A 20,106-nucleotide genomic window follows, 5' to 3' on the forward strand; every position below is an offset into this window, starting at 1 on the left:
CTACATACCAAAATCCTTCCTCATCAGTGAGGCGACGGGGATGCAGATGGAATCGCCATTTGCTTCCCCGCTGTCGTGATGGTGGACACGCAAACAAGCGGAGATAAAAGATGAGCATGGTCGAAGTCAAAGTCCCGGATATCGGCGACTTCAAGGAAGTCGAAGTCATTGAACTGCTGGTCAAGGCGGGCGATACGATCAAGGTCGATCAGTCCCTGATCACGGTTGAGTCCGACAAAGCCAGTATGGAAATTCCATCCAGCCACGCTGGTGTGGTCAAAGAAGTGAAAGTCAAACTCGGTGACAAGATCGCCGAAGGCGCGCTGGTTTTGTTGCTGGAAGAATCGGGCGCTGCAGCTGCTCCGGCACCGGCAGCAGAACCAGCGAAAGCTGAAGCACCTGCTGCACCAGCCCCGGCTCCGGTAGCGGCCCCAGCGCCTGCACCGGCCCCGGTTGCTGCCGCACCTGCACCAGAACCTGTCGCGGCTCCGGCTGCTCTGGCACCAGCGCCAGCAGCACCAGTTGCGGCCGCACCTGCCAGCGCTGCCAACAGCAAGGCACACGCATCACCATCGATACGCAAGTTCGCACGCGAACTTGGCGTGGATCTCGGCAAGGTAGGCGGTACCGGTCCTAAAGGACGCATCACGCAGGAAGACGTACAGAATTATGTGAAGGGCGTGATCGCTGCCGGTCCGGTTACGGCTACCGCTGCTGCACCAGTGAAAGCTGGCGGCGGTGCAGGCCTGGACCTGTTGCCATGGCCATCGCTGGACTTCAGCAAGTTCGGCACCACGACCCTGCAACCACTGTCGCGCATCAAGAAAATCAGCGGCCCGAATCTGCATCGCAACTGGGTCATGATTCCGCACGTCACGCAATACGACGAAGCCGATGTCACCGAACTGGAAGAGCTGCGCAAATCGACCAATACCGCGCTGGCCAAATCCGGCGTCAAACTGACGATGCTGGCTTTCGTCATCAAGGCTTGCGTAGCCGCGCTGAAGAAATACCCGGAGTTCAATTCCTCGCTCGACGCAGCGGGTGAAAACCTGATCCTGAAGCAGTACTACAACATCGGCTTTGCTGCTGATACCCCGCAAGGCCTGGTAGTTCCTGTCGTCAAAGGCGTAGACCAAAAATCGGTCACGCAAATCGCACAGGAAATGGGTGATCTGTCGGCGCAGGCACGCGAAGGCAAGCTGAAGCCAGCAGACATGCAAGGCGCGACCTTCACCATCTCGTCGCTGGGCGGCATCGGTGGTACTTACTTCACACCGCTGATCAATGCACCGGAAGTCGCGATCATCGGTTTGTCGAAAACCTCGATGAAACCAGTCTGGGACGGCAAGCAATTCGTACCGCGCCTGATCATGCCTTTGTCGCTGTCCTACGATCACCGCGTGATCGACGGCGCGCAAGGTGCACGCTTCGTGACGTACCTGAGCGAAGTGCTGAGCGACCTGCGCAAGTCTCTGTTGTAATCGACTGAGTGCCGGCATGACTACCTGCGTCGTCGTCAAAAAGAACCGCGAAATCGCGATAGCCTGCGATTCGCTGGTGACCTTTGGCGACACGCGTTTGTCGCATGCGTACGAAGAGAACAACAAGATGTTTCAGATCGGCCAGTCGTACGTGACGCTGGCAGGTACTGCAGCTCACTTCCCGGTCATGCGTAAATTGCTGACGGGGATGGGCGAGGACTGCAAGCTGAACAGCCGCGATGAAGTATTCGATACCTTTACCAAAGCGCATCAGATTCTGAAAGATCAATACTTCCTCAACACCAAGGAAGAGGAAGACGATCCCTACGAGTCTTCGCAGATTGCGACGCTGGTAGCCAATCCTTACGGCATCTTCGGTATTTATTCGTATCGTGAAGTATTCAGTTTTGATCGCTTCTGGGGCATAGGCAGCGGTCGTAATTTCGCACTGGGTGCGATGTATGCAGCGTATGACGGCACAGCCACTGCACGCGAGATCGCAGAAATCGGCGTGCATGCAGGTGCCGAGTTCGACAAGAGTACGGCAGGACCGTTTCAAATCCTCAGTTTTCCCATGCAGGGATAATGTTTCAGGGTTACTAAAAAATATCAATCCGGACGCGACGCACCAGGTGCAGCGGGCAGGATAAAAAATACGGAGCTAAAGCGATGAGCAAGATTGAAGTGAAAGTCCCCGATATCGGCGATTTCAAGGAAGTTGAAATTATCGAATTGCTGGTCAATGTGGGCGATACGATCAAGATCGATCAATCGCTGATCACGGTTGAGTCCGACAAAGCCAGCATGGAAATTCCATCCAGCCACGCAGGCGTCATCAAGGAATTGAAAGTCAAACTGGGCGACAAGGTTGCAGAAGGCTCCTTGCTGTTGGTGCTGGAAGTAGCGGAAAGTGCTGCAGCACCTGCAGCAGCGCCGACTCCTGCGCCAGCTGCTGCGGCTGCACCGGCCCCTGTGGCCGCTCCGGCTGCCGCACCAGCGCCAGTTCAGGCCGCGGCACCTGCTCCGGCACCTGCACCAGTAGCTGCCAGTTTCGGCGGCAGCGCAGACATCGAATGCGACATGATGGTCCTCGGCGCAGGCCCAGGCGGTTACTCTGCAGCATTCCGTTCGGCTGATCTCGGTATGTCCACCGTGCTGGTTGAGCGTTACTCGACACTGGGCGGCGTCTGCCTCAACGTAGGTTGCATTCCATCCAAAGCCTTGTTGCACGTCGCAGCAGTCATTGATGAAACAGCAGCGATGGCGGCGCACGGCGTCACCTTCGGCAAACCGCAAATCGACATCGACAAACTGCGCGGCTACAAAGAGCAAGTCATCGGCAAAATGACCACCGGCCTGGCTGGCATGGCGAAAGCACGCAAGGTCAATGTCGTGCAAGGCGTAGGCCAGTTCGTCGGTCCACACCACATCGAAGTGACTGCAGCTGACGGCAGCAAAAAAACTATCCAGTTCAAGCAAGCGATCATCGCTGCCGGTTCATCGGTCGTGAACCTGCCGTTCGTACCGCAAGATCCACGTATCGTCGACTCGACTGGCGCGCTCGAATTGCGCAGCGTACCTAAACGCATGCTGGTCATCGGCGGCGGCATCATCGGCCTGGAAATGGCAACGGTCTACTCCACATTGGGCGCACGCATAGACGTGGTCGAGATGATGGATGGCCTGATGCAAGGCGCAGACCGCGACATGGTCAAAGTCTGGCAAAAATTCAACGAGAAGCGCTTCGACAAAATCATGTTGAAGACCAAAACCGTTGCAGTTGAAGCCTTGAAAGAAGGCATCAAAGTCTCGTTTGAAGCAGCTGAAGCAGGCGTGGCCGCACCAGAACCACAAGTCTACGACATGGTATTGGTTGCAGTAGGCCGCAGCCCGAACGGCAAGAAAATCGCCGCTGACAAGGCAGGCGTTGCAGTCACAGATCGTGGCTTTATCGAAGTCGATGCGCAAATGCGTACCAACGTGCCGCACATCTTTGCGATAGGCGACCTGGTAGGTCAACCTATGCTGGCGCACAAAGCCGTGCACGAAGCACACGTTGCTGCTGAAGCCGCTGCCGGTGAAAAAGCATACTTCGACGCCCGCGTCATTCCTTCGGTGGCCTACACAGATCCGGAAGTGGCATGGGTCGGTATTACCGAAGACGAAGCCAAGGCCAAAGGCATCAAGCTGGAAAAAGGTCACTTCCCTTGGGCAGCGTCGGGTCGTGCAGTTGCCAATGGTCGTGACGAAGGCTTCACCAAATTGCTGTTCGATGCTGAAACACATCGCATCGTCGGTGGCGGCATCGTCGGTACCCACGCTGGCGACATGATCGGTGAAATCGCACTGGCGATTGAAATGGGCGCAGATGCAGTGGACATCGGCAAAACCATCCATCCGCATCCTACCCTGGGCGAATCGATCGGTATGGCGGCTGAAGTGTTTGAAGGCGTCTGTACCGACCTGCCACCAGCACGCAAGAAATAAGCTGCTTTCAGGCGCAAACAGAAAGCGACGCTATGCGTCGCTTTTTTATTTTATGCGTAACTCGCTTTAATATGAGATTGCCTAAACATTAGGTATTTTCTATATTCGCCTATACGCAATCGCTCCTCGCCAGGGGCAGCAGAATCAGGAGCATGCTTGAACATATCAAATGAACAGAACAACGTAGCAGGACAGATAGTCGACCTGCTGGCCACGCGCCTGGGGAAAAACCGCGCGATACATCCTGAGACCGTTATCGCAGTTGCCGCCCGTTTATCCGGTAGCCTGCTTTTGCGCTCATTTAACTTTGACCTGGCCAAGCTGGAGCCGGGCGCTATCGTCTTGTCGGCGGAGGCTAATGACAAAGGCCCTGAATTGCTAGGACTCCTGTCCAGTGCGTTGAGCAGCAGGGGGATAGCGCTGGATAAGGACAAACTAGGCGGTGATCAGTCCTTGCGTGGCGACGCGCCTCATCTGTCTTTTGCAGAATCCATCGTGCTGACGCAAGACGACGCGCTGAATATCGCGCGAGAAAGCAATCTGTCGCTGGAGCAGGCAGCACAAGCTGCGACATTGGCAGCTGCTTTTATCGTTGCAGAGTGCAGTGGCGCGATAGGTGCCGAGACGGCATTGAATGCCGCAGTCTATGGGCTGATAGAAGGGACAAAAACAGTACCGCCACGTCTGGAACAGACAGATACCTGAAGTTTGATTAGCCGAGAGCAGACACTCCGCTTTCGGCCTAAAGTGGACTGAACCTTACTTGTAAAAAGCCTCTACCTTGCCTTTTACTTTAATCAGCAAAGGATTGCCTTTGCGATCCAGCGACTTGCCGGCAGGGACCTTAATCCATCCTTCGCTGATGCAGTATTCATTCACATCAAAACGCTCTTTGTCGTTAAATTTGATGCCGATATCGTGTTCAAAAATCGCAGCGACGTGGTGTGGGCTACGAGGATCGACCGAGAGTTGATCCGGGAGGGCTGGGCGTTGTGTAGTATCGTTCATGGCGACAATTATCAACTACTGCAATGCGCAAAACAAGTTTTTGATAGGCATGGCCAGACAATAGGTCTGGATATTCGCTAAGCGCAGATCAACTTGTCATTCCCCTTTGTTTTCCGCGACATAGTCGCAGCAAATCGACAACAGCGATCGGAAATATCTGTCTTTCCTTTTGCATATAAACGATAATGAGAATCATTATTAATTATGTGTCGGGTTTGGTATGTGTCTGAATAGTTTTTCTTTGCGTTCGTCAGTCCATGCAGTTCGGTTTGCACTTTTCACCCTCGTTATCGCTGCACCTTCATCTTCTGTATATGCTCAGGCAAACGGGGCTGAGCACAGCGTACTTCCTGAAATCCAGGTGGTCGGCGCTACGCTAGATGGTTTTTCCACGCAACGTGTAACAACAACGAAGTCAGACAAACCACTGTTTGAAACTCCGCAGTCCATCTCGGTAGTCACCCGTGAATTGCTGGATGCGCGCCAGGCCACCACCATAGATGAGGCCATAGAAACGGTCGCTGGCGTGACTTCGTCTATCCTCGGTCGCCGTGGTTGGGATGACTTCAGTATTCGCGGTCAGACTGCGTCAGACACGATGTATCTCGACGGGTTGCGCATAGGTCAGGCCAACTGGATTGCACAGGAAATTTACGGGGCTGAGCGACTCGAGGTCGTCAAAGGCCCGGCTTCTATTTACTTTGGTCAGGTCACACCGGGTGGCACAGTCAATGTGGTGAGCAAACGTCCGCGTGCAGATGCATTCAATCAGGTTGGCTTTACCGTCGGTAGCTATGGCTATGTACAGGGTACTTTTGACTTTAATCGTCCACTGAATTCCGAGAATGGAAAAGCAGCTATCCGTATCAACGGTATGGCGATGAATTCAGACGATCCTACCGATGGCGTCTGGTATAAGAGTCGCTATATCGCGCCTTCTATCTCGCTGGATTTCGGCGCAAGAACAGACTTCACCATCCTCACCGCCATCAACCAACGCAACTACGTACGTCAGCAAGGCCTGCCGTTGAATGCGACGTCTTTGGTTGGTGGCAGAATGCTTGTGCCCTATAGCTACTACGCAGGGGACTACACGATTGCGCCGTACGATGCTGAACAAAAATCTATCGGATATGTTTTAACGCATCGCTTCGACAATGGCTGGACGCTGAATCAGACCTATCGTCATCTCGAGATGAGTATGTCGGGTCAGCTTGCCAATATCAATAGCGCAGTGAATGCTGCCGGTACTTTTGCTCGCAATGTACTGAGCCAAAATTTCCAGGGACGTTCCGATGGACTGGACACGAATGTAGGCAAAACCTTTGTATGGGGAGGTGCGAAGCATTCTGTCATGGTCGGTCTGGACACTATGTACGACTGGTTATATCGCGATACGCGGCGTTGTTCGATCGCCTCGCAAAATATCTATAACCCGGTCTATGGACGCCCGGTCACGAATTGTAATTTCCAGAACAATACTGCACTCGTAGACACTACTTTAGCGCAAACAGGCTTGTATCTTCGCGATTACATTGAGTTCAACGACAAGCTCAGTGCAAGTCTCTCGTTGCGTCACGATAAAGCGCGATTGGATAACACCTATCCGATCAATTCATCGACGGCAAATCTGGATAAAAGTGCGAATACCGGACATGTAGGTTTGGTCTACAAAGTGACGCCCAACATCGCGCCTTACCTCAGTTATGCAACGTCTTTCCTGCCACAAACGCAGCTAACCTTTCCAGGCAATCCGATTGACCCTGAAGAGGGCAAGCAGTCTGAACTGGGTGTGAAGTTCATGTCAGACGATCAGCGTCTTAGCGCCAGCCTGGCTTACTATGATTTGAAGCGTCGCAATCTGGCGCAGACAGATCCGCTGCATACAGACTACTCGATTGCTATTGGTGAACAAAGAACCAAAGGTTATGAGGCGGAGATTGCGGCTGACTTAAAAAATGGCTGGCAACTCTCGGGCGCATTGTCCATCATGGATGCGTATATTTCAGAAGCTTTGCAAGTCGCTACCATAGGTCAACGACTTTCTAACGTTCCAAAAAAGACAGCTAATTTCCTGGCTAACTATCGTTTCCAAGGTGACCTGGAAGGCTGGGCCGCTGGCTTTGGTGTGCGTTACGTCGGCGATAAAACTCCGTCAGCAGGGAATTACATTGTCCCGTCGTATACGGTCGCTGATGCGAACGTGTCCTACCAGGGTAAGGGATATCGTGTGCAGCTGAATGTCAAAAACATCTTCGATAAGGAATACTTTGCAGGTGCATCGGGTGACCGATTTGTACCGGTTGGTAATCCACGCACTGTCATGTTGAGGACTGTTTTCGACTTCTAAGTCGCGCTGGCAGACATAAAAAGGGGCGAGTTATCTCGCCCCTTTTTTGCATATGGCAATCATACAAATGAGTCGCCAATAATCGTCTTACTTAAACCACCACTCCGACCAGTCCTGCACCAGTCCAGCCAAACGCTCATACCCCTGCTGACGCGGATGCGCAAAATCATTCGCTATCGCTTCCTTCAGCCAATGCTCATCTTTACGCAGCACTTCAAACACCGACAGATAAGGCACGTTTAAACCGGCAGCGATGTCGGCGAACTGCTGATCCAGTTGCGCGACGCGACGGTTGTGCGACGCATCGGGCATAGGTGGTGGCCCTATCATCAAGGTCTTGTAGCGTGCAGTAGCTGTGCTCAGGATGGACTGGCAGTTGGCCAGACTTTCCTGTTCCGGTACGCGCAGGCTGCCTTCATAGATCGATGTGTCGTTGACGCCAAAAGAGAACACGAGCAGTTGCTCGCAATCAGCGGGCAGGCGTGCTGCGCATTCAGCTTCCCAGCGTGCGGCGATGTCGCGGCTGGTGTCGCGGCGTATGCCGAGGTTGTAGTGGGTGATGTTGATACGACGTGCTACTGCGCTTTGTATCAGGCGACCAGCCCAACCCAGGCAGAGCTGGTCGCTGGTGCCTTGTACGAAGGAGTCACCGACAAAGCAGATGCGATGATCGGTGCTGGCTTTTGGGTTGTAGTCGCTCACGTTGGGTGGTCGAAGAAGATTTAGTCGAAGTAGGTGCGCGCCATTTCAAAGCGGGGCGCGAAGTAGACGTTGTCCATGCGTTCTATGCGCACTTTGCCTCTGCTGGATGGCGCGTGGATGAAACGACCATCGCCGATGTAGACGCCTACATGGGAAAACGGACGGTTCAATGTGTTGAAGAAGACCAGGTCACCGGGACGCAGGGTGCGCGGATCGATTTCCTTGCCGCGGCGCGCGATGTCAGCGGCGCTGCCGGTGACTTTCATGCCGAGTGCTTCGCGGTAGATGTAAGAGACCATACCGCTGCAGTCGAGGCCAGCTTCCGGGTTCTTGCCGCCGAACTGGTAACCGGTATCTATCATGCCCATCGCGTAGAGCGCGATTTCATTGCCTTTTTCGCTGACGGGTTGCGGTTCGTACAGGATGGCGCGCGCGGTTGGACGTTTGACAGGTGTGGATGTGCCACAGGCAGCGAGCAGCGATGCTGCCAGCAGCGCGAGTATTAGCCCGCGTATGCCGGAGATCGTGAGGCGTATGCCGCTTAGCATCATCACGCTTAGCGTTTGAGTTCGCTCAGTACGCCAGACAACATCTCTATCATCTGGTCCAGTTCTTCATACGTGACGTTCAGTGCAGGCATGAAGCGCAACAGGTCAGGGCGTGGCGAGTTCAGCAGCAAGCCGACTGGTTCCAGGTCGCGTGCTTTTTCCACGATTTGCGGACCGATGTCCGAACCCAGTTTCAGTGCGCGCAACAAACCATCGCCGCGTTCGCCGGCCAGGTCATGCTTCTCTGTGAGTTTGAGCAAGGCTGCGCTGAGGTAAGCGCCTTTGTCTTTGACTGATTGCAGGAAGCCTGGTGCCAGCAATGCTTGCGCTACTGCAGTGCCCACAGCTGTCATCAACGGGTTACCGTTGTAGGTACCACCCTGGTCACCTGGTTCGAAGCAGGCGATTTCTTCGCGGCACAGCATGGCTGCCAGCGGTACACCACCGCCTATGCCTTTGCCCAGCGTCATGATGTCCGGTGTGATGCCGGACAGTTGATAGCCAAACAGTTCGCCGGTGCGGCCCATGCCGGTTTGTACTTCATCGACGATCAGCAAGACACCGTGTTCCTTGGTCAGCGCGCGCAGGCCTTGCATGAATTCGCGTGTGGCCGGGATGACGCCGCCTTCGCCCTGTACCGGTTCCAGCATCACAGCGATGGTTTTGTCGGTGATGAGCTTCTTGACGCTGTCGAGGTCGTTCAGCGTGGCTTTGAAGAAGCCCGGTACTTGCGGTGCATAGATGGTGTCCCAACCCGCTTTGCCACTGGCCGACATAGTGGCCAGGGTACGGCCGTGGAAGCTGTGGTCGAAGGTGATGATTTCGTAGCGGTTTTCACCGGCTGCGTTTTTGTTCAGCTTGCCCCATTTGCGCGCCAGTTTGACTGCACCTTCATTCGCTTCCGCGCCGCTATTGGCGAAGAAGACGCGATCGAAGCACGAGTTTTCAGTCAGCAATGCTGCCAACGCGATCGATGGTTCATTGTAGAAGGCAGGCGACGGGTTGATGAGTTTTTTCGCTTGTGCCGTCAGCGCTTCCTGTATGCATGCCGGCGAGTGGCCGAGGCAGTTGACCGCCCAGCCTTGCAGGTAGTCGAGATAGCGTTTGCCTTTATGGTCCGTCAGCCACATGCCGTCGCCTTCGGTGAACACCAGTTCAGGACGGTTGGTGATGTAGAGCAGAGAATTGACGGGGTACTGGCTGAATTCCATTTCGGCTACTCCTGAGCGCAAATAATTGAAAAAATGTCTGGTACGGAACAACTAAAAAAAAAGCCACAGGATTTGCCTGTGGCTGAGTGATCGGCTTACGCTTACACGCACGGCATCCAAGGCTGGGGCAGCTGGTTACGGCGTCGCAAGAGTTTGGCGGTCATATTCATGTGAAGAATATTAAGACGTTTTGCGCAGTGCGTCAAAACGTTTTTTGCCGCGCTCTTCGACGTGGTTAAACAGGCAAGCCGGGCGCTTAACCCTGCGCCAGATCGGCTTCCGAGGTGAAAGCGTCGGCGTAGAACTCATCTTCCGGCAATTTGCAGCTGGCGCTGAATTCACTTTGTGCCGCTTCTACCATCAGCGGCGCGCCACAGGCATAGACCTGGTAATTCGACAGGTCCGGCAAATCTTCCATCACCGCCTTGTGCACGAAGCCGGTACGACCCTGCCACTGGTCATCGTCAGTTGCATGCGAGATGACAGGCACGTAGTTGAAGTGCGGTATCTCGCGTGCCCATTCTTCACACAGCGCGTGCATGTACAAATCCTTGGGACGGCGACCACCCCAGTACAGCGTCATCGGGCGTTCGCTCTTGTCATGCAGCGCCTGCTCGACGATGGCCTTGATAGGCGCAAAGCCGGTACCGGACGCCAGCAGCACCATAGGCTTTTTCGAATCTTCACGCAGGAAGAAAGTTCCTTGCGGGCCTTCGAAGCGCAGGATGTCGCGTTCCTTCAGTGTGGTGAAGACATGATCGGTAAACAAGCCGCCCGGCATGTGGCGGATGTGCAGCGTCAGGTGTTCGCCCAGGTGCGGCGCATTGCCGAGGCTGTAGCTGCGGCGCTTGCCGTCTTTCAGCAGGAATTCGATGTACTGACCGGCACGGTATTGCAGGCGTTCGCTGGCAGGCAATTGCAAGGCGATCAGCATGACGTCGTCGCCCAGCTTCTCTACCTTGGCGACACGCACCGGCAGTTTCTTGATAGGGAATTCACCGACGCCCAAGACTTCGCGCGCTTCGATTACGACATCGCTATTTGGACGGGCGCAGCAAAATAATGAGAAGCCGATTTCTTCATCCGCCGCCGACAAGGCACGTGCCTGATGCGGGCCGTGCGTGACCGAGCCGGACAGGACCATTCCTTTGCAACTGCTGCAAGCGCCGTTCTTGCAGCCGTAAGGCAGGCCGACATTGGCGCGGATTGCTGCATTCAATATGGTTTCATCTGCATCGCAGCTAAATTGGCGACCACTAGGCTTAACAGTTACTTGGAACGTCATACAATCTCAATCATGAAAATAAAATCTGCAAACAAACATTTTGGCAAACCACGCCTGCTGATATTCGGATGTGGTGATGTTGGCATGCGTTTACTGCCGCTGTTGCGCGACCGCTTCCGCATTTTTGCCGTCACTACGCAGGTATCCAGACAGGAAGAGTTGCGTGCCGCTGGCGCGATTCCGATTATTGCCAGCCTGGACGAGCCGGATACGCTGGCCCGTTTGGCAAGACTGGCGTCGACCATTATCCATCTGGCACCGCCGCCATCGGACGGCAAGCTGGATAAGCGCACGCGCAATCTGACCGCCATTTTACCCGACCACGCGACTCTGGTTTATGTCAGCACCACCGGCGTGTATGGCGATTGCGGGGGCGAGTGGATAGATGAGACACGGCCGGTGCGCCCGCACAACCTGCGGGCACGGCGCAGGGTGGATGCGGAGCAGGTGTTGCGGCGCTGGGCTAAGCGTGCCCATGCGCGGCTGAGCATTCTCCGGGTGCCGGGCATCTACGCGGATGACAGGCTGCCGGTCGAGCGTTTGCAGAAGGGTTTGCCTGCCTTGCTTGAGGCCGAGGATGTGTATACCAACCATATCCACGCAGAGGACCTGGCCAGGATGATTGCGCTGGCCATATTCCGCGGGCAGTCTGGCCGCGTCTATCACGCGGTGGACGATACCGACCTCAGGATGGGGGATTACTTCGATGCAGTGGCTGATGCGCTGGATTTGCCGCGGCCGCCCCGGCTGCCACGTGCCGAGCTGGAGAAGCAGGTGTCACCCATGATGCTGTCTTTTATGTCCGAGTCACGCCGTTTATCGAATGAGCGCATCAAGGGAGAGCTGGGCTTCAGGCTGCGTTACGCGAAGGTGGGTGATGCACTGGCCAGGCTGAAGGGGAAAACCGCTTAGGAATAAGGTTTGTGAAGATAGTGTTAATAAAAAAGTGGCGTTTTACGCCATTTTTTATGTCTTTTTCGGTGCATGACTTTCATCGTGAATTTTCACGAGTTTCAAAATGCCCAAATCGGGTGCTTCCATCGCTATTTTTAGCGCTTCCCTCTAAAAAATCACCATTTCAGCGCAGTCTTATTGTCAAAAATCACTGTTTAAGTTCAGTTTTTATCTGCCTAATAATTTAATTGTTCGGTTTTTTCGTATATAAATCATGCGAAATTCGATTTCCAAGAATGTTAGGATTCCGTTAAAGTCTGCCCATCTGCTAAATGCAGCGATCAACAAGGGATTTAAGGGAGATGGCCGATGTAGAAGCACCGGCGCCGATTACCAGCTAAGGGATTGGCTTTAACGATAAAAAATTGCCGTAACGAGATCTGCGCTCGACACCCCCAGAGGCTGATACATCGTTCGTCACTAACCAACTATCTGAGACTAATATGGAATTCTTACAAGTATTTACGACGCCTGAGGCATGGATTGCACTGGCAACGCTGGCGATGCTGGAAATCGTGCTTGGCGTCGATAACATCATTTTCATTTCGGTCCTGGTAGACCGACTGCCTAAGCATCAACAACAAAAGGGCCGCATCATCGGTCTGGGTCTGGCGATGGGTACACGTATCCTCTTGCTGCTGAGCCTGTCGTGGATGATGGGACTGGTCGAGCCTATCTTTACCGCATTCGGTCAAGGCTTCTCCGGACGTGACCTGATCCTGTTCTTCGGTGGCTTGTTCCTCTTGTACAAGGCTTCGTCCGAGATCAAGGAACTGATGAGCGGTCACGAAGAAGAGGAAGCGCAAGCTACCGTGAAAAAAGCCAGCTTCGCCATGACCCTGGCGCAGATCGCTGTGATCGACATCGTGTTCTCGCTGGATTCGGTCATTACCGCAGTGGGTATGGTCAGCCAGGTTGAAATCATGATCGTTGCTATCGTGATCGCAGTCGGTGTGATGATGTTCTCGGCTAAAGCAATTGGCGAATTCGTCAATGAGTACCCAAGCATCAAGATGCTGGCACTCTGCTTCCTGGTCATCGTCGGTGCAGTGCTGGTGGCTGAGAGCTTCGAGATCCATATCCCGAAAGGTTACATCTACGGCGCAATGGCATTCTCGCTGATCGTTGAACTGTTCAACATCCGTATGCGTCGCAACCATCACATGGCTGCATGTGATGCACCGGAGTCGGTACAGCCACACGGCATCACAGCTTAATGATGTAAAGTGATGCGGCACCCAGGTGCTGCATCACTGATCAGATGGCTGAAATGAAAAAGGAACCCTTATGGGTTCCTTTTTTTATGGGTGGCGTTTATGGAGATGTCGCTTACTTGTTCAGCATCCAGTCTGACATCTTGCCGACCACTTCATTATCCAATCCGTTGTATCCATGATGTGCTGCTGCGTTGCAGGCATTGCCTATGTTTTCACCGCCGGTAAAGCTGAGCAATTGTTTGCGTGGTGCATCCGTCAGTTTGTTCATCAGCTTGGGTATGAGTGTGAAGGGGCAGAGGCGGCAGCCATCCTGTTCGTGGTGCACGATGAGTACCGGTATCTGTAGTTTTTCCAAAGGCATGGAGAGCACCGACGCACCTTCGCTATCGACCAGGATGCTGGAGCTGAGTGCAATGCCATCCGGTCCGTCCGGCGGAGTCAGTTGGGTCGCGATATAGGCGGCTGATTGGGTGCCGCGGCTGGTGCCGACCAGCCATACCGGCGTTTTGGTCTGGCTGCGTACCCAGGCAATCGCCGCCTTGATGTCGATCACATGCTCAGGGGTTTCACGGAAGTCGCGCAGAAAGGGTGGTGACAGGCGATCCGACGGCGCGTCTGTGAGCACGACCAGGAAGCCCTGATCAACGAAGAGCTGGCGCGTCCGCACCAGGAAGTTATCCTTGCCCCAGTTGATCTTGCCATCCGGACTGATTTGCAAACCACCATGTCCGCCCGCCAGCAGGATGACGGCGGCTTTGGGTACTTGCGCCGGTGTCAGTACCAGCATGCGCTGGATGACGCCGGGTCTGCTGGTGAGGTCGACTACTTTGGGTGCGCTTTGCGCTTGCGCGAGTTGCAGGCTGCACGCGAGGGCCAGGCCCAGGCTGAGTTTCATCAAATGCTTCATGTGTGCTCCTGGTGGAAATGATGAAAGGCCGGGATGTATGTGCGTTGCTTCAGGTCAGTGCGGCGGTGACTTTCAATACTTCTTCGGCCGTGGTTGTGCCTTCGATGATTTTTAAGGCACCAGCCAGGCGTAAAGGTTTCATGCCATCAGCGATGCTTTGATGTTTCAAGGCGTGGATGTCGGTTTCTGCCGTGATCATCTTGGAGAAAGTTTGCGTGACAGTCAGCAATTCGTATATGCCGGTACGACCGCGATAACCGGTCTGGCGACATTCCGGGCAGCCGACCGGGCGATAGATGACAGTTGGCTTGGGCAGGTCGGAACCCTCGCTCAGGCTGTGCCAGATGTCATCCAGCATTTCGCCATCAGGTGATTTGCAGTGGCTGCACAGGGTGCGCGTCAGGCGTTGCGCCATGATGCCTATCAGCGTCGATTCCAGCAGGTAGTAAGGCACGCCCAGTTCCAGCAGACGCATGACGGCAGACGGCGCGTCATTGGTGTGCAGGGTGGAGAGCACCAGATGGCCGGTGAGTGCCGCCTGGATTGCCATTTCTGCAGTTTCCAGATCACGGATTTCGCCGATCATGATGATGTCGGGATCTTGTCGCATGAGCGAACGTACGCCATCGGCAAAGGACAGGTCTATGCCGTGCTGCACTTGCATTTGATTGAACGAACCTTCGACCATCTCGATAGGGTCTTCAACGGTACAGACATTCACTTCGCTGGTCGCCAGCGCCTTGAGCGTGGTGTAGAGCGTGGTGGTTTTGCCGGAGCCGGTCGGGCCGGTGACCAGGATAATGCCGTGCGGCCGCGTGGTCAGCTTGTCCCAGCGCTGTGCATCATCGGGCGGGAAGCCCAGTTCCGGCAGCGATTTGACGACCACATCCGGATCGAAGATACGCATCACCAGCTTTTCGCCAAAGGCGGTTGGCATGGTGGATAAACGCAGCTCGATTTCCTGGCCGTCATTGGTACGTGTCTTGATACGACCATCTTGTGGGCGACGTTTTTCGATCACGTCCATGCGGCCCAGCAACTTGATGCGCGCCGTCATTGCGATCATGACGGTAGGCGGCACCTGGTAGACCTGATGCAGTACGCCGTCGATACGGAAGCGGATCGCGCACAGGTCGCGCTTGGGTTCGAGATGGATGTCGGATGCGCGTTGTTCGAATGCGTATTGCCACAACCAGTCAACGATGTTGATGATGTGCTGGTCATTCGCATCGACTTGCTTGTGATTGCCGAGTTCAACCAGTTGCTCGAAGTTGTTGCGCAGTGCGACGTCCTGGCCATTCAGTTTCTTAGCACCCTTGATCGATTTGGCGAGCGCGAAGAATTGCGTCGTGTATTGCGCGATGTCGAGCGGATTGGCGATGACCAGTTTGACGTTGCGGCGTGTGATCTTGGCGATCTCTGCTTCCCATTCAGTATTGAATGGTTCTGCGGTGGCGACCACCAGTTCACTTGGTGTGAGCTCGACCGGCAGGATGTGGAAACGGCTCGCATACGATGCCGACATCACATCCGCCACGCGGGTGAAATCTATCTTGAGCGGATCAATGCGGAAGAACGGCAGTTTGACCTTGCCTGCCAGCCATTCGGTCAGCCAGTCCAGTGTGACCGGGCGGTGTGGTTCATTGGCCGAGAGGATTTTGCACTGCGCGACGGCGACCAGTGGATGCATCGCGATCGATGCATTCTTGAAGATGCCCTGCGCCTGGTTGTAGAAGACTTTAACGCCTTCCTTGGTGACGATGCCATCGGCCAGCAGCCAGGTAAAAATCTGCTGTAAATCCAGTTTCCTGGGACTAGCCTGAGCGGTGGCCTTGGTGGTGGCAGTAGATGCAGCAGTTGGCATGACCGTGACCCGTAAGATGGAACAGTGGAATTGATGTTAACACAGGGCAAGTCAATTATTGCTGTGCCTGCCACGCCTTGATGCCATTTACCCACGATTTGGCCGGTAGCTTGGTGGCAGCGGTGATCTGGGCGGCACGCTCATAGAGTGCGGCGATGTCCAGTTCGGGTTTGCGGTTGAAAGCGATCGCGATGACGTTGCCTTCATGCACTTCCGGCAACGAGATGATGGTGTCGAACGCAAAGTGCATGGCGCTGAGGTTGCGCGCATAGCTTGGATGGTCACCAAACAGATTGACCGTCATGATACCGTCTGGCGTCAGGCAGTTGGCGCAGGCCTGGTAAAACTCCGGCGTATCCAGCACCGGGCCGCGTGCAGTGGCGTCGTACAGGTCGACTTGCAGCGCATCGATGCGACCGAGGTTGGCTGGATCGTTGACGTATTCCAGCGCATCCATCTCGATCACGCTCAGGCGTTCGTCGTCAGGTGGCAGCTTGAACATCGAAGCACAGATGGCGATGACAGATGGATTCAGGTCAACTGCGGTGACGCGGGCTTGCGGAAAATGCTTGTAGCTGAATTTGGTCAGGGCACCCGTGCCGAGTCCCAGTTGCACGATGTGTTGCGGCTTGTCGTTGAACAGCATCCACGCCATCATTTGCTGCGCGTATTCCAGTTCTATCCAGTCGGGTTTGCTGATACGCATTGCGCCTTGTACCCATTCGGTACCGAAGTGCAGATAGCGGATGCCGAATTGCTCGGACAGCGTGACCGGCGCGAATTTGACTTTGCGCACGGGTTTGGCTTTGGTCGCAACAGGTGCTTTCTTGCCCGGGCCGCTTTTCAGGTTGGCGTCGGCTTCTATGGATTTACGTTTAATCAGCATGTATTTCTTTAGTGGGGATTTTTTACTTAGCGCATGATACCGCGCCAGAGCGTCAACTTCTGCTCAAATGTCATCAAGGCATAGGCAGGAGACGAAGAGGGTAGCACCAGCGTGTCAAAGCCAGCCTCGGCAAATACGGCTTCCTGCTTGCCCGAGGTCTTGCCATTGAAGCAAACGCGACGCAGCTGTGGGCATTCCTGCTTCAGCAGCGCGAAGTCATTATGCCGCGCGTGGCGGATGGCGCTGTCCAGGCTGCCTTCGCGTGCGCAGGCTGCAATGACATCCCACACGCCTATGCGATGCGCTTTTAGTCTGAGCAGGCGTTCCGCATATGGCAAGGCGGGCAAGTCTTCGTTAATCAGGCACCCTATCAACTTCCAGAACTGGTTGCGCGGGTGTGCATAGTACTGCTGCGCATCCAGCGACGCTGTACCCGGAAAACTGCCGAGAATCAGGATTTCGGTATGCTGGTCGATAACCGGTGGGAAGCCGGTCAGAAGTGAGGGTAGGCGCGGAGCGGGCATGCTGGTATTTTAATGCAGGTCATGTCATGTTACGACATGGACTAAGCAACTATCAGGAGACGCGGTATGAGCAAGAAAGTAATGATCGTGACCGGTGGCAGTCGCGGCATAGGGGCGGAGATCGCGACCCTGGGTGCGGCTGACGGTTACGCGGTCTGTCTCAGCTATGTGAAGAACAAGGCTGCAGCCGATGCAGTCGTGGCTGCTATCCGCGAAGCTGGTGGTACTGCGATTGCAGTCGCGGCGGATATGGCGGTGGAAGCCGATATCCTGCGTTTGTTCGCAACCGTGGATAAAGAATTGGGAACCCTGACCGCGCTGGTCAACAATGCCGGCATCCTGGAAACGCAGATGCGCGTGGATCAAATGGATGTTGCGCGCATGCAGCGCATCTTCAACACTAATATCGTCGGTGCTTTCGTATGCGCACGGGAGGCGGTCAAGCGCATGTCGACCAAATATGGCGGCGCCGGCGGTGCCATCGTGAATATTTCATCGGTGGCTGCGCGTGCAGGTGGACCCGGTGAGTATGTCGACTATGCTGCTTCCAAAGGCGCGGTGGATACCTTGACGATAGGTCTGGCGAAAGAAGTGGCAACCGAAGGCATACGCGTCAATGCAGTACGACCTGGCGTCATTTACACCGAGATACATGCCAGCGGCGGTGAACCAGGACGCGTGGATCGCGTCAAAGCCAACGTGCCCATGCAACGCGGTGGCGAAGCAAGGGAAGTGGCACAGGCTGCGATCTGGCTGTTGTCGGAGCACGCGTCCTATACGACGGGTAGCTTTCTTGATGTGGCTGGCGGGCGTTAGTGTCATTTTGCTCCCCGCTGAAATACATGGCATGCTTGTATCGTAGTTTCATGTGGCCTTCCTCCTCAGACCTTTAAACTTCTTAACCAGGAGAAAAAATGAAAACGACATGGATATCCTCATTCTTTGCATTGATGCTGGCGATGCCGCTGGTGCATGCAGCAGACAATATGAAAGCCTTTCCTCCGGCAGAAAAGGGCATGACCCGTCATGTGCTGCAACTGCCTGCGCAAAGCGATGAATCCGCTTACAAGGTTGAACTGATCGTCGGCAAGGAAGTAGAGACCGATGAACGCAATCGCTACTTCTTTGGTGGTGTGATCGAAGAAAAGAATATCGAAGGCTGGGGTTACAACCGTTATGTCGTATCCAAGCTGGGGCCTATGGCTGGCACCATGATGGCGATCGATCCGAATGCACCCAAGGTGAAACGCTTCATCGGCATCAGCGGCGGTCCTTACCTGATCCGTTACAACAGCCGCCTGCCTGTGGTCGTGTATGTGCCGCAAGGTGTGGAAGTGCGCTATAAAATCTGGCGCGCAGGTGATGAAGTGAAGAAGATCGAGCAGGGCTGATAGTTACGCCAGCCGCAAACCAGTCGCTTACTCTAAAGCACGCACGTTACTCGCAAGAGGCGTGCGTGCTTTTTATTGTCCGGATGATGCACGCCATGCATCGCCTGAGATGCGATACAGCACATGCTCGCTGAGCGGATGTCCGGCAGGCAGATTCGGGTGTGCGAAATTCTCTTCCGCTTTGCTGTGCATGCCGAGGCGTTGCATCACCGCCTGCGAACGCAGGTTGGCGGGTACAGTGAATGACACCACTTCCGGTAATTGCAGCGTTTCAAAACCGTAACGCAGTGCGCATTGTGCGGCCTCGCTTGCATAGAACTTTCCCCAGGCTGCACGCACCAGACGCCAGCTGATTTCCACCGCAGGTGTGAAATGCGCATCGAAGCCTACATTGAGCAAGCCGACGCAGCCAGCGAAAGGCATTACACCTGGAATCTCGACCACCCACGCGCCATATCCGTAGCTGGCGAAATGTGCACGTACGCGTGCGGCAAGCTGGTCGCTTTCGGCACGCGTCAGGGTAGCCGGGAAATGTTGCATGACCTCGGCATCTGCATTCATCGCTGCGAACGGTACGAGGTCGGCATCGGTCCAGGCGCGCAGCAAGACGCGTGGCCCGCGTAGTTCGGGTATGACGGGTTCAGGGTTCATCGGATGGTGCATCGCGTTGTTGCCATTTCTGGATCTGCATATAGATGACGGTTTGCAGCAGGGCGACGATGCTGCCTGCCATCACTTCGGATACGCGCAGGAAGGCCAGGTGCAGTTCTTCATCCATGCCGCCACCGGAGAAGGCTGCAGACATCAGGATGACGACGGTCACCGGGCCGAGTCGCCAGTTGCTCGGATAGTTTTGCCACAGCATGGCGACGATGACTGCCAGTGTCATTGCGATCAACATCGCAAAGAAGCTGGTACCGAATAGCACCAGCGACAGGCAGGCGATGACACAACCCGAAATGGTATTGACCAGACGCGCCTTGAAGTTGGCTTTCGCCACTGTCATGTCCGGTTCGGTCACGATGATGAGGGAAATCATCGCCCAGTAAGGCTCTTGCAAGCCTAGCGCGCGTAGTCCGTACCACAGGATCAATGATCCGGAGAGGATCTTGATGATGTAGACCAGCGCGTTTTTCCTGGGGGTGATGAAATTGAATTCCAGGTAGTGTCAGAAATTCTGTGTGTGAAGGTCGGTTAAAAAATTCTAGTGCAATGCGTTGGTGAAGCGTTCGCCGAACAGAATGGCAAACTGATTGGCCGCCTGCTTCCACGTCACCGGAGGCATCTT

The 20,106-nt window shown here is 54.8% G+C and carries 20 protein-coding genes; 9 read left to right on the top strand and 11 right to left on the bottom strand.

What is annotated here, in order from left to right; genetic code table 11:
* The first annotated feature begins 110 nt into the window (after positions 1 to 110).
* From aceF to IXC47_RS12310, 4 genes are all read left to right on the top strand, one after another.
* The gene (aceF, locus tag IXC47_RS12295) at positions 111 to 1,484 is read left to right on the top strand and encodes a dihydrolipoyllysine-residue acetyltransferase (protein ID WP_195875804.1); all 1,374 of its coding nucleotides are present in this window, start codon (positions 111 to 113) and stop codon (positions 1,482 to 1,484) included.
* A 16-nt stretch (positions 1,485 to 1,500) separates the two neighbouring features.
* Positions 1,501 to 2,070, top strand: coding sequence for an Ntn hydrolase family protein (locus IXC47_RS12300; RefSeq protein ID WP_175626219.1), 570 nt, complete (start codon positions 1,501 to 1,503; stop codon positions 2,068 to 2,070).
* 83 nt (positions 2,071 to 2,153) lie between these two features.
* Positions 2,154 to 3,971, top strand: a complete 1,818-nt coding sequence (gene lpdA / locus IXC47_RS12305) for a dihydrolipoyl dehydrogenase (RefSeq protein ID WP_175626220.1) — start codon at positions 2,154 to 2,156, stop codon at positions 3,969 to 3,971.
* A 156-nt stretch (positions 3,972 to 4,127) separates the two neighbouring features.
* On the top strand, positions 4,128 to 4,676 hold the full coding sequence (locus tag IXC47_RS12310; protein ID WP_195875805.1) for a hypothetical protein: 549 nt from the start codon (positions 4,128 to 4,130) through the stop codon (positions 4,674 to 4,676).
* A gap of 54 nt (positions 4,677 to 4,730) precedes the next feature.
* Here the strand turns inward: IXC47_RS12310 and IXC47_RS12315 are convergent, their stop codons facing one another.
* Positions 4,731 to 4,979 (bottom strand): DUF3297 family protein, encoded by a 249-nt coding sequence (locus tag IXC47_RS12315; protein ID WP_124574855.1) that lies wholly within the window; start codon positions 4,977 to 4,979, stop codon positions 4,731 to 4,733.
* A gap of 361 nt (positions 4,980 to 5,340) precedes the next feature.
* On the opposite strand from IXC47_RS12315, the gene IXC47_RS12320 reads away from it, so the two are divergent.
* The gene (locus IXC47_RS12320) at positions 5,341 to 7,329 is read left to right on the top strand and encodes a TonB-dependent siderophore receptor (protein ID WP_326838401.1); all 1,989 of its coding nucleotides are present in this window, start codon (positions 5,341 to 5,343) and stop codon (positions 7,327 to 7,329) included.
* Positions 7,330 to 7,416: 87 nt separating this feature from the next.
* Here the strand turns inward: IXC47_RS12320 and IXC47_RS12325 are convergent, their stop codons facing one another.
* From IXC47_RS12325 to IXC47_RS12340, 4 genes are all read right to left on the bottom strand, one after another.
* Positions 7,417 to 8,031 (bottom strand): DUF459 domain-containing protein, encoded by a 615-nt coding sequence (locus IXC47_RS12325; RefSeq protein WP_195875806.1) that lies wholly within the window; start codon positions 8,029 to 8,031, stop codon positions 7,417 to 7,419.
* Positions 8,032 to 8,051: 20 nt separating this feature from the next.
* Positions 8,052 to 8,582 carry a C40 family peptidase gene (locus IXC47_RS12330; RefSeq protein ID WP_407651122.1) on the bottom strand — a complete coding sequence of 177 codons (531 nt, stop codon included), beginning with the start codon at positions 8,580 to 8,582 and terminating at the stop codon, positions 8,052 to 8,054.
* Positions 8,583 to 8,587: 5 nt separating this feature from the next.
* On the bottom strand, positions 8,588 to 9,790 hold the full coding sequence (locus IXC47_RS12335) for an acetylornithine transaminase (RefSeq protein ID WP_195875807.1): 1,203 nt from the start codon (positions 9,788 to 9,790) through the stop codon (positions 8,588 to 8,590).
* 256 nt (positions 9,791 to 10,046) lie between these two features.
* The gene (locus IXC47_RS12340) at positions 10,047 to 11,075 is read right to left on the bottom strand and encodes a CDP-6-deoxy-delta-3,4-glucoseen reductase (RefSeq protein ID WP_195875808.1); all 1,029 of its coding nucleotides are present in this window, start codon (positions 11,073 to 11,075) and stop codon (positions 10,047 to 10,049) included.
* Between the two features lie 12 nt (positions 11,076 to 11,087).
* Between IXC47_RS12340 and IXC47_RS12345 the strand changes: the two genes are divergently transcribed.
* Complete coding sequence (locus IXC47_RS12345) at positions 11,088 to 11,987, top strand: SDR family oxidoreductase (protein ID WP_195875809.1); 900 nt, start codon at positions 11,088 to 11,090, stop codon at positions 11,985 to 11,987.
* A 485-nt stretch (positions 11,988 to 12,472) separates the two neighbouring features.
* The gene (locus tag IXC47_RS12350) at positions 12,473 to 13,246 is read left to right on the top strand and encodes a TerC family protein (protein WP_175626226.1); all 774 of its coding nucleotides are present in this window, start codon (positions 12,473 to 12,475) and stop codon (positions 13,244 to 13,246) included.
* 112 nt (positions 13,247 to 13,358) lie between these two features.
* Here IXC47_RS12350 and IXC47_RS12355 read toward each other — a convergent pair whose 3' ends face one another.
* Genes IXC47_RS12355 through IXC47_RS12370 form a run of 4 tightly spaced genes read right to left on the bottom strand, consistent with a single transcriptional unit; the run spans position 13,359 to position 17,427 of the window.
* Positions 13,359 to 14,153, bottom strand: a complete 795-nt coding sequence (locus tag IXC47_RS12355; RefSeq protein ID WP_195875810.1) for an alpha/beta hydrolase — start codon at positions 14,151 to 14,153, stop codon at positions 13,359 to 13,361.
* Between the two features lie 49 nt (positions 14,154 to 14,202).
* A complete protein-coding gene (locus IXC47_RS12360) occupies positions 14,203 to 16,017 on the bottom strand; it encodes a GspE/PulE family protein (protein WP_175626228.1) in 1,815 nt (604 codons plus the stop codon).
* Between the two features lie 55 nt (positions 16,018 to 16,072).
* Positions 16,073 to 16,903, bottom strand: a complete 831-nt coding sequence (locus IXC47_RS12365; RefSeq protein WP_195875811.1) for a spermine/spermidine synthase domain-containing protein — start codon at positions 16,901 to 16,903, stop codon at positions 16,073 to 16,075.
* A 26-nt stretch (positions 16,904 to 16,929) separates the two neighbouring features.
* Positions 16,930 to 17,427 (bottom strand): DNA-deoxyinosine glycosylase, encoded by a 498-nt coding sequence (locus IXC47_RS12370; RefSeq protein WP_195875812.1) that lies wholly within the window; start codon positions 17,425 to 17,427, stop codon positions 16,930 to 16,932.
* 66 nt (positions 17,428 to 17,493) lie between these two features.
* On the opposite strand from IXC47_RS12370, the gene IXC47_RS12375 reads away from it, so the two are divergent.
* Together IXC47_RS12375 and IXC47_RS12380 are read left to right on the top strand one after the other, a co-directional pair.
* A complete protein-coding gene (locus IXC47_RS12375; protein WP_175626231.1) occupies positions 17,494 to 18,243 on the top strand; it encodes an SDR family oxidoreductase in 750 nt (249 codons plus the stop codon).
* Between the two features lie 98 nt (positions 18,244 to 18,341).
* Positions 18,342 to 18,818 (top strand): ecotin, encoded by a 477-nt coding sequence (locus IXC47_RS12380; protein ID WP_195875813.1) that lies wholly within the window; start codon positions 18,342 to 18,344, stop codon positions 18,816 to 18,818.
* Between the two features lie 72 nt (positions 18,819 to 18,890).
* Here IXC47_RS12380 and IXC47_RS12385 read toward each other — a convergent pair whose 3' ends face one another.
* Together IXC47_RS12385 and IXC47_RS12390 are read right to left on the bottom strand one after the other, a co-directional pair.
* Positions 18,891 to 19,469, bottom strand: a complete 579-nt coding sequence (locus IXC47_RS12385) for a GNAT family N-acetyltransferase (RefSeq protein WP_195875814.1) — start codon at positions 19,467 to 19,469, stop codon at positions 18,891 to 18,893.
* Entirely contained in the window at positions 19,459 to 19,980 is a 522-nt protein-coding gene (locus IXC47_RS12390; RefSeq protein ID WP_175626234.1) for an FUSC family protein, read from the bottom strand. Before IXC47_RS12390 ends, IXC47_RS12385 begins: the two co-directional genes overlap by 11 nt.
* Positions 19,981 to 20,106 lie beyond the last annotated feature (126 nt).

The sequence above is a fragment of the Herminiimonas contaminans genome (assembly GCF_015645465.1).
GTDB lineage: Bacteria > Pseudomonadota > Gammaproteobacteria > Burkholderiales > Burkholderiaceae_D > Oxalicibacterium > Oxalicibacterium contaminans.